The organism is Microcystis aeruginosa NIES-4325, from assembly GCF_008974145.1.
Classification (GTDB): Bacteria; Cyanobacteriota; Cyanobacteriia; order Cyanobacteriales; family Microcystaceae; genus Microcystis; species Microcystis aeruginosa_G.
Genome location: NZ_BJKP01000053.1, coordinates 1 through 13,050, shown reverse-complemented (window position 1 = coordinate 13,050; position 13,050 = coordinate 1). Strand labels below are relative to the sequence as shown.

Annotated in this window: 8 protein-coding genes and 4 pseudogenes; 9 read left to right on the top strand and 3 right to left on the bottom strand. The window is 43.2% G+C overall.

Translation table 11 applies throughout. The features are described 5' to 3' along the window. The 9 genes and pseudogenes from MiAbW_RS17990 to MiAbW_RS17950 all read left to right on the top strand — a co-directional run. Positions 1-99 (top strand): annotated as a pseudogene (locus MiAbW_RS17990) (IS630 family transposase); the annotation flags it as partial. Between the two features lie 33 nt (positions 100-132). Further along, positions 133-2,508 (top strand): calcium-binding protein, encoded by a 2,376-nt coding sequence (locus MiAbW_RS20800; RefSeq protein WP_202981366.1) that lies wholly within the window; start codon positions 133-135, stop codon positions 2,506-2,508. Positions 2,509-2,557: 49 nt separating this feature from the next. Next, a pseudogene (locus tag MiAbW_RS20795) lies at positions 2,558-4,270 on the top strand (Calx-beta domain-containing protein); the annotation flags it as partial. A gap of 244 nt (positions 4,271-4,514) precedes the next feature. Next, positions 4,515-6,200, top strand: a complete 1,686-nt coding sequence (ilvD, locus tag MiAbW_RS17975; RefSeq protein ID WP_151697214.1) for a dihydroxy-acid dehydratase — start codon at positions 4,515-4,517, stop codon at positions 6,198-6,200. Between the two features lie 358 nt (positions 6,201-6,558). After that, on the top strand, positions 6,559-7,419 hold the full coding sequence (locus MiAbW_RS17970) for a tetratricopeptide repeat protein (protein WP_151697213.1): 861 nt from the start codon (positions 6,559-6,561) through the stop codon (positions 7,417-7,419). A 128-nt stretch (positions 7,420-7,547) separates the two neighbouring features. Beyond that, the gene (locus MiAbW_RS17965; RefSeq protein ID WP_002731529.1) at positions 7,548-7,982 is read left to right on the top strand and encodes a ferritin-like domain-containing protein; all 435 of its coding nucleotides are present in this window, start codon (positions 7,548-7,550) and stop codon (positions 7,980-7,982) included. Positions 7,983-8,016: 34 nt separating this feature from the next. Then, positions 8,017-8,937, top strand: a complete 921-nt coding sequence (locus tag MiAbW_RS17960) for an FTR1 family iron permease (protein ID WP_151697212.1) — start codon at positions 8,017-8,019, stop codon at positions 8,935-8,937. A 120-nt stretch (positions 8,938-9,057) separates the two neighbouring features. Next, positions 9,058-10,671 carry an ABC transporter substrate-binding protein gene (locus MiAbW_RS17955; RefSeq protein WP_151697211.1) on the top strand — a complete coding sequence of 538 codons (1,614 nt, stop codon included), beginning with the start codon at positions 9,058-9,060 and terminating at the stop codon, positions 10,669-10,671. A gap of 43 nt (positions 10,672-10,714) precedes the next feature. Next, on the top strand, positions 10,715-11,161 hold the full coding sequence (locus MiAbW_RS17950) for a hypothetical protein (protein ID WP_151697210.1): 447 nt from the start codon (positions 10,715-10,717) through the stop codon (positions 11,159-11,161). 148 nt (positions 11,162-11,309) lie between these two features. On the opposite strand, the gene MiAbW_RS17945 is transcribed toward MiAbW_RS17950, so the two are convergent. The 3 genes and pseudogenes from MiAbW_RS17945 to MiAbW_RS17935 all read right to left on the bottom strand — a co-directional run. Next, positions 11,310-12,548: a DNA cytosine methyltransferase gene (locus MiAbW_RS17945; protein ID WP_151697209.1), complete on the bottom strand. Its 1,239-nt coding sequence runs from the start codon at positions 12,546-12,548 to the stop codon at positions 11,310-11,312. Positions 12,549-12,596: 48 nt separating this feature from the next. After that, positions 12,597-12,995: pseudogene (locus MiAbW_RS17940) on the bottom strand (hypothetical protein); the annotation flags it as partial. After that, positions 12,952-13,050: pseudogene (locus tag MiAbW_RS17935) on the bottom strand (IS630 family transposase); the annotation flags it as partial. The pseudogenes MiAbW_RS17935 and MiAbW_RS17940, both read right to left, overlap by 44 nt.

Sequence of the window (13,050 nt, the reverse complement as noted above, 5' to 3'; positions counted from 1 at the left end):
GATATCGAACATGATTTTAGTGCATTAAAGAGGGCAAGAATGTATGCTCCTGTGGGGACACCCCTTGATGAAATTATTCGTACTTATTGTGTCGCCTAGTGTCTCGTTCTTATTTGAAATAACTATAATGTCATGACTTCCTCTCTTTTGCCGATTCTTCCTGCTGTTGACGATGTTTTGTTCTATTTCGCTCAATCTGATGGTTTTTGGGCGAATTTAGAAACTGCTTTTGGCACAAGTTATGATGTGGTTAAGGCGACAGAACTACAACAGCAGTGGCAAAGCCGAAATTTTAGTCAACTTCCCTCAATTGAGGTACTTAGTGATGAGGTTTTGGGGACGGCGAATGGTGCTTATGCCAGTAGTAAGAATAAGATTTATCTATCAGCATCTTTTTTAAATACGGCATCGTCAGCAGCGATAATTAATGTAATTTTAGAAGAAATTGGGCATTATGTGGATGCTCAAATTAATCCAGTGGATAGCGCGGGAGATGAGGGGGCAATTTTTGCAGAGTTGGTGCAGGGAAATAGTCTGGATGTGGCAACCTTAGACGCTTTACGAGCAGAGAATGACCAGACAACAATTATAGTAAATGGGGAAATTATTCAAGTAGAACAGGCGGATTTTACGGGGACTAATGGGAATGATAGTATTACGGGTACATCTGGGGATGATAATATTTCTGGGTTAGATGGCAATGATACTTTAAGTGGTTTGGGGGGAAACGACAATCTTTCTGGTGGTAATGGTAATGACTCTCTTAACGGTGGGGATGGAAGTGATTACTTTACCAACGATGCAGGTAATGACACGATAAATGGTGGTAGTGGGACTGATCGCTATGAGGTTGACTACAGTAGTGCTAGTAGTGGTTTAACCATGACCTACAATACCGCTACCGGGAGTGGGACGATTACTGTCGGTACGGAAACTGATACCTTTACTTCGATTGAGAGTTTTGAAGGGTTTAAGGGAACTGAGTATAATGATGTCATTTTTGGCGGGACAGAAAGTGAATCTTATTATTATTATGCTGGACTCAAAGGTGGAAGTGGTAACGATACTATTTCAGGTAATGCTGGTTATGACGACATTTATGGAGAGGATGGAAATGATGTCCTCAATGGTGGTGCTGATAATGATCGGCTTTTTGGTGGTAGTGGGAATGATCTCCTCAATGGTGATGCAGGAAATGATTACTTTACCAATGATGGCGGTAATGACACGATAAATGGTGGTAGTGAGATTGATCACTATAAGGCTGACTACAGTAGTGCTAGTAGTGGTTTAACCATGACCTACAATACCACTACCGGGAGTGGGACGATTACTGTCGGTACAGAAACTGATACCTTTACTTCGATTGAGAGTTTTGGTGGGTTTAAGGGAACTGAGTATAATGATGTCATTTTTGGCGGTACGGAAAGTGAACAGTTATTTAATGGTTTTGGTTATGGTCAACTCAAAGGTGGAAGTGGTAACGATACTATTTCAGGTAATGCTGGTGATGACCAAATTTATGGAGAGGACGGGAATGATGTCCTCAATGGTGGGGATGGGAAGGATAGCCTTTTTGGTGGTAATGGGAATGATGTCCTCAATGGTGATTTAGGGAATGATAAATTTACCAATGATGCAGGTAATGACACGATCAATGGTGGTGCTGGTAGTGATATATATGAGGCTGACTACAGCTATGCTAGTAGTGGTTTAACCATGACCTACGACACCGCTACCGCGAGTGGGACGATTACTGTCGGCACGGAAACTGATACCTTTACTTCGATTGAGAGTTTTGGCCAGACTTCTCCATTTAAGGGAACTGAGTATAATGATGTTATCTTTGGCGGGATAGAAGGAGATAGACTCTCTGGTGGAAGGGGCAATGATACTATTTCAGGTAATGCTGGTAATGACGAAATTTATGGAGATGATGGGAATGATGTCCTCAATGGGGGTGCTGGTTATGATGATCTGAGAGGGGGTAATGGGAATGACACCCTACAAGGAACAAATAGCGGTATAGGAGAATCGGATGCGCTAAGAGGGGGAACAGAAAACGATCTCTTTATCCTTGGAGATACGACAAGGGTCTTCTATGATGACGGTTTTTCAACTACTGGAGGTACTAGCGACTACGCGATAATCTATGACTTTAACCCCACTGATGACACAATTCAGCTACGGGGTTCAAGTAGTGACTATCTCTTAACAGTTTCTGGTTCCACTACTAATCTCTACATCAACAAACCAGGCAGCGAAGCAGATGAACTGATTGCTTATATCAACAATCAAACAGCATTAAGTCTAACTGCTAGTTATTTTAGCTATGTTTCTAGTCCGACTCTTCCCAGTATTACGCTTGCGGTTGCTCCCAGTAGTGTGACAGAAGATGGGACAACTAACTTAGTCTATACCTTTACTCGTACCGGTTCTACTACCAGCGCCTTAACCGCTAACTATAGCGGTTCTCGCATCTGTGCAGCACACTTAAACCTTTGCTGATTAAGCTGTTCAGGATCGGGAATGTACCTCGTGTGAATCAGAAACGCTATATACAGTTGGGGGAACAGCTACTAATGGAACCGATTACACTTCTATTCCCACCAGTGTCACCTTTGCTGCTGGTTCATCCACTGCGACTGTAACCGTTGACCCCACTGCTGACACAACAGTCGAAAGTAATGAAACTGTTATTTTAACTCTTGCTTCTGGGACAGGTTATACAGTAGGTACGACCACCGCAGTGACGGGAACAATTACCAATGATGATTTCCCCAGTATTACTCTTGCTGTTGCTCCCAGTAGTGTGACAGAAGATGGGACAACTAACTTAGTCTATACCTTTACTCGTACCGGTTCTACTACCAGCGCCTTAACCGCTAACTATACAGTTGGGGGAACAGCTACTAATGGAACCGATTACACTTCTATTCCCACCAGTGTCACCTTTGCTGCTGGTTCATCCACTGCGACTGTAACCGTTGACCCCACTGCTGACACAACAGTCGAAAGTAATGAAACTGTTATTTTAACTCTTGCTTCTGGGACAGGTTATACAGTTGGGACAACTACCGCAGTGACGGGAACAATTAATAATGACGACTTTTCCCAACTCTCCATCAACGACATCACCGTGGTGGAAGGTCAAAATAGTAATGCCATCCTCACTGTTACTGTCAATAACCCCAATTCTCAACCAATTAGCGTCAACTATACCACTACAGCCATTAACGCTACCGCCAATGTAGATTACACTAGCCAGACAGGAACCCTCACCATTGCACCTAATACTTCCACTGCTACTATTAGCATTCCCATCCTCAATGATAACCTCAATGAACCTGATGAAGCTTTTACAGTAACCCTATCAAATCCGGTTAATGCTACCATCAATCCCGACGAAGCAATTGGACAAGTAATTATTACTGACACCCTACAAAGCGCAATTACTCGAACCTTACCCAATAATGTGGAAAACCTCAGACTAATTGGCAGTAATAATATTAATGGTACGGGTAACGCTGGTGACAATAAAATCACCGGAAATAGCGGTAACAATATCCTCGCTGGTGCTAATGGTAACGATATTTACTGTTTCAATGCTTCAACCCAATCAGGAAGCGATACCATCCAAGAAACTACCACCGGCGGTATCGATACCCTCGACTTTACTGGGACAAATACCGCAGTAAGAGTTAACTTGGGGACTACTGCTGTCCAAACCGTCGTCACCAATAATCTAAGATTGACTTTTTCGGCAAATAACACCATCGAAAATATTATTAGCGATAGCGGTAATGACCGACTAACCGGGAATAGCCTTAATAATACTCTAACTGGTGGTGGTGGCAACGATCAATTAACCGGTCAAGACGGAAACGATAGCTTAATTGGTGGTTTTGGTGATGATTTACTCACTGGTGGTAATGGTAGCGATAATTTTATCTTCAATAGTAGTAATTTAGGCATCGATGCCATCAGCGATTTCACCCCCGGCAGCGATAAAATAGTATTAAGTAAAGCCATCTTTACTGCCTTACAAAGTGTCATTGGCAATGGCTTCAGTCAAGCGGCTGAATTTGCCAGCGTCGCTGACGATGATTTAGTCGCCACTAGCAGCGCATTTATCGTTTACAGTAACAGCAGTGGCAGTATCTACTACAATCAAAATGGTAGTGCTGCTGGCTTAGGAAGTGGTGCTGAATTTGCCAATTTGTTGACTGTTCCTACCCTGATAGCGGCTGATTTCACACTGATAAATTAACCTAGCCAAACAGAGAAAAAGGGTTTCTTCGAGAAACCCTTTTTCTGGGAACAGTCTGACTGTTGATTTCTGATGGCTGATAGCTGTCCCCTGATTACTCCCGCAGTTTTATATTTTCTTTAGAGATGGACTGTCCTAAAACCTGCTCAGAGCGGCCAAAAGTCAGAAAATAGAAATAAAGGTGCGATTGGAGAACTTGAGCCGCGATCGCACCCGTCAGCCGCCATTGGAGAAAGATAAAGTTATGGCAGATAACTACAGAAGTCGCATTGTTACCCAAGGTACCCAACGCAGTCCGAATCGGGCCATGTTAAGAGCGGTAGGTTTTGGCGATGAGGACTTTAGCAAACCAATCATCGGCATCGCTAACGGATTTAGCACCATTACCCCCTGTAACATGGGAATTAATGATTTAGCAATGCGAGCCGAAGCAGGAACCAGATTAGCGGGGGGAATGCCGCAACTTTTCGGGACTATCACCATTAGTGACGGGATTTCCATGGGAACAGAAGGGATGAAATATTCTCTCGTTTCTAGGGAAGTAATCGCCGATTCCATTGAAACCGTCTGTAATGGTCAAAGTCTCGATGGAGTCCTCGCTATCGGGGGTTGTGACAAAAATATGCCAGGGGCAATGATTGCCATGGCCCGGATGAATATTCCCGCTATTTTCGTCTATGGTGGCACAATTAAACCGGGACGCTACAAAGATTGCGATTTAACCGTGGTCAGTTCCTTTGAAGCCGTGGGACAGTATAGCGCCGGTAAAATCAGTGAAGAAGACCTCATCGGAATTGAACGCAACGCTTGCCCCGGCGCAGGTTCCTGTGGTGGAATGTTTACTGCTAATACCATGTCTTCCATTTTTGAAGCCATGGGGATGAGTTTACCCTACTCCTCGACCATGGCCGCCGAAGATGCGGAAAAAGCCGATAGTACCGAAGAATCGGCCAAGGTTTTGGTCGAGGCGGTTAGAAAACAGATTCTCCCTAGCCAAATTTTGACCCGTAAAGCCTTTGAAAACGCCATTTCGGTAATTATGGCGGTGGGAGGTTCCACTAACGCTGTCCTGCACCTTTTAGCCATTTCCCGCACCATCGGGGTAGAATTATCGATCGATGATTTTGAAACCATCCGCCAGCGTGTACCGGTTATCTGCGATCTTAAACCCTCCGGTCGTTACGTTACCGTGGATCTGCATAAGGCTGGTGGTATTCCCCAAGTGATGAAAATTCTCCTGGTTAATGGTTTACTACACGGGGATGCTCTCACCATTAGCGGTCAGACTATCGCTGAGATTTTAGCCGATATTCCCGACCAACCGCCTTCAGGCCAAGATGTTATCCGTCCTTTTAGCAATCCTGTCTATAAAGAGGGTCATTTAGCCATTTTAAAAGGAAATCTGGCCACGGAGGGAGCCGTGGCCAAAATCAGCGGCGTGAAAACTCCGGTCATCACCGGACCCGCGCGGGTGTTTGAGTCGGAAGAAACCTGTTTAGAGGCAATTTTAGCCGGAAAAATTCAAGCCGGGGATGTGGTGGTTGTCCGTTACGAGGGACCAGTAGGCGGACCGGGTATGCGGGAAATGTTGGCCCCTACTTCGGCAATTATCGGCGCCGGTTTAGGGGATTCCGTGGGATTAATTACAGATGGTCGTTTTTCCGGGGGAACCTATGGCATGGTGGTCGGTCACGTCGCTCCAGAAGCGGCGGTGGGTGGTACAATTGCCCTAGTCGAGGAAGGGGATCAAATCACTATTGATGCTCGTCAGCGTCTCTTGAGTTTAAATGTATCGGAGGAAGAATTAACCCGTCGTCGTAACCATTGGCAACCGCGCCCCCCACGCTATAAAACGGGAATTCTCGGCAAATTCGCCAAGTTAGTCTCCTCTAGCAGTCTCGGCGCTTTAACGGATCTGAATCTGTTCTAAAAGTATAACGGGAAATGGCGATCAATTGTGATCGCCGTTTCTTGGTTATATCAGAGAACACCAGAGCTTTTTTGCTGTGATCGGTAAACAGTAATCAGTAGAGTTCTTGCATAATTAATTTTTGAGAGTGCAAAAACGAGAAAAATAGACATAAAATTGCATAAAATCCCTAAATAACCTCAGTTCTGGTTAAGGCTATTTTCCTACTCATTCCACAAAAGAATAGGTTTGACAGCGAACGAGAAAATTAGGGTTTTAGCTTATCCCTAACTTAGTTTAAATAGAGCATTTAATTAATTAATGCTCATTCTTAATTCTCCTGACTATTGACTCCTGCCTCCGTTAAAGATTAATAACTATGACCTATCTACTCACTGTCTATCGAGCGCTCGAGTGTCGTCCGGATACCTATCGGGACTGGTATGACCAAGGCAATATTTTAAGAGAAAGAATGGACTATTTTGGAGCCTTAATCAGCTACGAAAAAGCCTTAGAATATTATCCAGACGATTATTGGGCATGGTACAAAAGGGGTATGATACTAGAAGACTTGGGAATGTATGAAGAAGCGGCTGCAAGTTACTCTAATGCCGCACAGGTAAAGGAGGATAACTATTGGGCTTGGTATGATCAAGGTTGTGTTTATCTACAGGAATTAAAGGACTACCAAAAAGCGATCGCTTGTTTTCAACGGGCCTTAGGTCATAGTCCGGGGGACTATTGGGCCGCCTACCGGCAAGGAGAGGCCTATCGATTGCTCAAAAACTACGAATGCGCTATTACTTCCTATGATCTGGCCTTGGGGGCGCGACCCCGGGATTATTGGGCTTGGTATCGACGCGGCGACGCTTTCCGGGATTGGGGCAATCCCCAAGAGGCTTTATTTAATTATCGTACCGCCCTCGATATCCGACCGCAAGATTACTGGTCCTGGTATCAACAGGGTGTGATCCTACAGGAATTACAGCGTTTACCAGAAGCGATCGCCTGTTATGAAGAATCGTTAAAAATCGATCGAGATGATCGCTATGCGTGGTATAACGCCGCCTGCTGTTATGCCGCCCTCGGTCAACAACAACAAGCGATCGAATGTTTACGGGAAGCTCTAGACATAGAACCGGATATTTGCGGCGAATTAGTGCGTAATAACTTTGTTTTCGATGGTTTAAGGCAAAATGAAACTTTTAATGAGCTCTTGAGTTGCTATTCCCCCGGCTAAAATCCTTTTGACTCGATCGCCCTGATCAATACCCAAGAAAAATCAATTATACATCTAAGCCATCAGTATTCAGGAGTCAGGAGTCAATTAGCTACAATTGCAATTAGATACAAATTATTGAGAATCTTATGCGAGAACTAGACAGAGACAAAACCATCGAACAACTAAACGAAATCATGGAATTTGAACTAGCAGGAGTTGTCCGTTACACCCACTATTCCCTGATGGTGACAGGACCCCATCGCATCCCCATCGTCCAATTTTTCCAGACTCAGGCCACGGAGTCCCTCACCCACGCGCAACAAGTCGGGGAAATTCTCACTGGTTTAGAAGGTCATCCTAGCTTAAAAATTGCCCCCATCGAGGAAAGCTATGAACATAATATCAAAGCAATCTTGAGTGAGAGCCTCAATCACGAGAAAAAATCCCTTGATTTGTACAAAGCACTCCTAGAAACCGTCGAAGATGCCAGTATCTACCTAGAAGAATTCGCTCGCGGTATGATCGGACAAGAAGAATTACACAATCTGGAAATTCGCAAGATGCTGCGGGATTTTGCTTAAGCTAGGATCAAAGCTAGAGTTTATCGACTAGCTTATGAATCTTAGTTCCGCTTTACCCACTTTTATTATCACTCTCCGGGAAGGTTTTGAGGCCGCTTTAGTGGTGGGAATTGTCCTCGCTTGTTTACAAAAATCGGGTCGATCACAACTTAACTCATGGGTGTATCGTGGTATTGGTGCGGGAGTGGTGGCTAGTGTTTTGGTCGGTATTTTGCTAGGGGGAATCCTTTTTCAAGTGGATGCCTCTCCTAGTCCGTTCGTACCAATGCTTAAGGAATTACTGGCCGCCACTTTTGGACTGATTGCCGTTTTGATGTTGAGTTGGATGTTAATTTGGATGACTCAACAGGCCAAATCTTTGAAATCTGAGGTAGAAAGTGCGGTAAAATCGGGGTTAAAATCGGAAAATGGGGCAGGAAAAGCGATTTTTCTGCTCGTTTTTATCGCTGTCTTGCGAGAGGGATTTGAAACTGTCCTCTTTATCCTGGCCCAATTCCAAAAAGATTGGCAGATACAAACCCTCGGTGCAGTGGCAGGATTAAGTATGGCGACTTTGTTGGGAATTCTCCTATTTGCGGGGGGAGTAAAAATTAATATCCGTCTCTTTTTCCAAATTATGGGGACTTTCCTACTCTTAATCGTTGCGGGATTACTCATCGGTGTTTTGAAACATATCGACGCAGGAATCGGTCTTTTAAGTGAAATTGACCCTTTTTATCGCCATTTCTGTCCTTCTCTCCCCTCCTCCTGTCTTCTCGGTTTTCAAGTTTGGGACGGTTCCCAAATTTTGAGCGATCGCACTTTCCCCGGACTCCTCCTTAAATCTCTGTTTGGTTATCGTCAAAACCTCTATATCAGTCAAATTGTTGCTTATATCCTCTTTTTACTGCTTATCGGTGGCCTCTATTTCCAAAGCTTACGACAACGTCCTCAAACAGTAAACAGTGAACAGTAAACAGTAAACAGTAAAAAGACAGTAGGAAACTTCTATTTAATACTGCACACTTAAAAACTCACATCTGATGACTGTTAACTTACCCACTGATAACTGATAACTGATAACTGATAACTGATTATGACTACTTGGCAATGTGACGGTATCCCTAAAGATGGTAAAACTTATCCGCAAGCGATTGCGGGAGGTCATGAACCCTGCGAAAATACTACTCCTGATTGTCCTATCTGTGGCCTGCCTAGGGAAGCGATGGATCCCGTCACAACGACGGTTAAAACCACGGTTGTGGTCTCTCCAGGGGGGACAACTAGAGTCGGTCAAAAATCTAACTGGTTACTTCCCTTGGCTTTGATAATTACCGCTTTAACCGCAGGTTTAGGGGGTTGGAGTCTATTGCAAATGTTGATTCCCAAACCCGATACTCCCCAAGTTGTCGGGGAAGAAACCCCAGACAAGCAACCCAAGGCAACTTTTGTGAGTAATAGGGCTAAAAATCCCGATTTATTTAGCCAAGGTGAGAAAATACTGCTTAATTCCACTCCTAACAAAGAAAAAGGCGCAGCGGCCTTTAAAAAGGAAGATTGGGCAAATGCGATCGCATCTTACCAACTAGCAGCCACTCCCCAAGCAAACGATCCGGAGGGCAAAATCTATTACAATAACGCCAAAGCCAGAGAAAAAGGTAATCAAAATACTATAGCCGTCGTTGTCCCCATCGCTAACGACCCCAACAGCGCCAAGGAAATTCTCCGAGGTGTGGCAAAGTATCAAGAGGAGTTTAATAATTCTAATCCGGGTAATCCTTTGGAAATAGTCATCGCTAATGATGGCGGTGGGTTACAATCAAAGGCGATAGCCGATGATCTGATTCAATCCGGTCAAGTTTTAGCAGTTATGGGCCACGGAATCGATCCTTTTAGTCAAAAAGCGATTGAAAGTTACGAAAAAGAAGGATTAGCGATTCTCTCTCCCCTGACTACCAGTGTTAGTCAAACGGGAAAATCAACCCTGAAAACTATTCCCCTTAAGGATAAATCTCAGGAAGTTTTAGGTAGTTATCTGGAAGCAGTGGCCAAAACTTTGGCTAATTATGCTAGTAAACAAGAGACTTCTCCCTCAGTGGTTCTTTTTTATAATTCCGATAGTCCCTATAGTCAAAAATTAAAGGATTCCTTTGCTAAAGCGATAAAAAAACCTGGAGGCAAGATAGTTAAGGAAATAGACACCACCAAAGCCAATTTTAACGCTAAAACCGCCATAGATCAGGCCAAACAAGCCGGCGCTAGGGTGGTATTTTTGGCCTTGAGTAAAGATGGCGATCGCATAGATCAAGCCGTGGCTATTGCCCAAGAATCGTCAGGAATGCTCTTATTAGGCGGAAATGAACTTTATACACCCGATATACTTATTCAAGGATCGGATAGCATCGACGGATTAGTTCTAGCAGTACCTTGGAGTTTCCAAGCAACGGACCCTTTTGCCAAGGATGCGCTGAAAAGTTGGCGCGGTCGCGTCAGTTGGCGTACTGCTACCGCCTACGATACCATGAAAGTATTAGGAGAAGCGATCGCTAAAAGTTCTGACCGTGCTACTGTAGTCGAAACTTTAAATCGAGGAATCACCTTGCAGGGAAGCACCACCGATTTTAACATTTTTAACCAAGTTCCCCTGGTACGCGCTAATCGCGGCAATGAGGGGCCAAAGGGTTCTCAATATCAATTCGATCCTATCTAAAATAGACAATGTGATGTCGAGGAGTAGAATCAAGTCTAATTTTATGAAGAATATCTTACCCATTCTAGCTTTATTAATGTCGGTTTCGGGAATTGCCGTGTCTTTGGGACGGGAGGAAGTCCGATGTCATCTCGGTTTAGAATCGGCAGCCTGTCCCCGGGAAGAAGAAAAAACCAGCGAAGACACCCCCGCAACTACCCCCGCAACTACCCCAGAATCTCCCCAGATAGAAGCAACTCCCGCGGAAACTACCCGCAATAGCGAAGCTTCCCCCGAAGTTTCCCCGTCTCCTGAAAGCGAAACCCCAGTGGAATTCACCCCCATCCCGGAAAATAACCCCAGTCCAGAAGTCCCCCCCGAAAATCCCCCCACCCCGGAAACCAAAGCGCTGGAAAAAACTCCAGATGCAGAAAAAAGTCCCGATGTCAATCCATCTAAAGATGGAGAAACTGAAAGTATTCCGTTAGAAGTTATTCCCCCCGCACAGTAAAATCGGACAAAATCAATTTCTGGCTGAGGATAGGAACTCATGCACTCATGCAAGAAGTAGTTAGATATGTTTAATTAATTGTATCTAGCTACTTAATTTTTCTCCCGCTGTTGCTGATTAGGTAAAAACTATTTACTTTTAGTCAAAATTAATTAACTTCTAACCCTGGAATGCTTAACTGTTCGGTTTTTGGCTGTGTTTCCCCCAGATAATCCCCTTGCAACATATTAATTAAACAGCCACCAAGATGATAGGCCATATTCACGGGAACCGCGTTACCAATCTGTCGATATTGAGAGGTTAAATTACCGGTAAATTGCCAATCATCGGGAAAGGACTGCACTCGTGCATATTCTCTCACGGTCAAAGGACGAGTTTCTTGGGGATGGCATCTTTCTGTTTGGGTTTGTGCCGGACTACAGGTAATAGTTAAAGCTGGTTCATCCCAAGATAATCTTTTAGCATATCCTGTCCGTCCGCCGTGATTTTTGAGACTATTTTTCATATATTCTTTTTGAATATCCATCGGCAAATTCCGCCAATTTCCTCCTGCGGGAACTAAGGACATAATCTCTTTTTTTCTTTCTTTATATTCTACTCCTGGAGAACTTGGACAATTCTCTAGAGCTTTTTTCAGAGAGATAGTATAGTTTCTATATTGGGGAAAAATGGGTTTAATATTTAGATCTTGACGGGTAGCAATAATAATTAATCTTTCTCTTTTTTGAGGAACATCGAGAAATTGAGCCGATAAAACTTGATAAGCAGCATAATAACCGATTTCCTGTAAAGCTTCCAGCATTAATTGCAGGGTTTCTCCTTTTTTATTGCTTAATAATCCTCGAACATTTTCGGCCATAGCGATTTTAGGCTGCACTTCCTGTAAACAACGAGCAAACTCAAAAAATAAGCTCCCTCTCAAATCTTCTAATCCTTTTCCTAACCCAGCATAACTAAAAGGTTGGCAGGGAAAACCTCCAGCTACAATATCTATTTTGTCTCTAAAATCAGAAAATTTAATCTTTTTTATGTCTTGATTTATAACATTCCATTGCGGTCGATTGAGTCTTAAAGTATTAACACAATCTTGGTTAATTTCCACCAGTAATTGGGTTTTTAGTCCCGCATTTTCTAAACCTAAAGCCATACCACCACAGCCAGCAAATAATTCGATAACCGTGTAATTAGTTGGCTCAACAGTTTGTAAAATTATCAATTCTCCAGGGGATTGGTTATTTTTAAGATTGGTTAATTGCTCGATATCAAATAACCAATCAACTTGATTAATTTTCTGACCTTTGATTAATTTTTTCTTTTGCCATGTTAGTATTTCTGCGGTAGTTACACCGAGAATATTAGCGGCTTTTTGTAGATTTACCTGAGTCATAACCAATAATTAGCAACTTATCTACCTCTCTATTATACATCAAAGTAGCTAAACTTGATAAAGTTCTTTTTCGATTTTCCTGACTGTCATCTTTAACTTATTCAGGATAGTTTCATAATCTAAGTACAACATTGACCAAAAAGCTTGCCCTGCTAATAGCTCAATATTATTCTCTTTAGCTTTGGTTTTGCTAATTGTCCAAGAATTGCCCATATCTAAAGCAGCGGCAAAAACTGAGTTAGGATGTATTTTAAATTCATTGATACTCCGATCACTCTGGCTACCAGTAAGAGTATCTTTTTTAGTTTTTAATTGAGTGTATTTGATTATTCCTTGATTAAAAACTACTAAATCCACACCTTTGATTTTAAAATTTATAGTTATTTCAAATAAGAACGAGACACTAGGCGACACAATAAGTACGAATAATTTCATCAAGGGGTGTCCCCACAGGAGCATACATTCTTGCCCTCTTTAATGCACTAAAATCATGTTCGATATC

What these genes read in the sequence shown, in the direction of transcription:
- MiAbW_RS20800 (WP_202981366.1), top strand. Translation starts at nt 133, where the DNA reads ATGACTTCCTCTCTTTTGCCGATTCTTCCTGCTGTTGACGATGTTTTG.
- ilvD (WP_151697214.1), top strand. Translation starts at nt 4,515, where the DNA reads ATGGCAGATAACTACAGAAGTCGCATTGTTACCCAAGGTACCCAACGC.
- MiAbW_RS17970 (WP_151697213.1), top strand. Translation starts at nt 6,559, where the DNA reads ATGACCTATCTACTCACTGTCTATCGAGCGCTCGAGTGTCGTCCGGAT.
- MiAbW_RS17965 (WP_002731529.1), top strand. Translation starts at nt 7,548, where the DNA reads ATGCGAGAACTAGACAGAGACAAAACCATCGAACAACTAAACGAAATC.
- MiAbW_RS17960 (WP_151697212.1), top strand. Translation starts at nt 8,017, where the DNA reads ATGAATCTTAGTTCCGCTTTACCCACTTTTATTATCACTCTCCGGGAA.
- MiAbW_RS17955 (WP_151697211.1), top strand. Translation starts at nt 9,058, where the DNA reads ATGACTACTTGGCAATGTGACGGTATCCCTAAAGATGGTAAAACTTAT.
- MiAbW_RS17950 (WP_151697210.1), top strand. Translation starts at nt 10,715, where the DNA reads ATGAAGAATATCTTACCCATTCTAGCTTTATTAATGTCGGTTTCGGGA.
- MiAbW_RS17945 (WP_151697209.1), bottom strand. Translation starts at nt 12,548, where the DNA reads ATGACTCAGGTAAATCTACAAAAAGCCGCTAATATTCTCGGTGTAACT.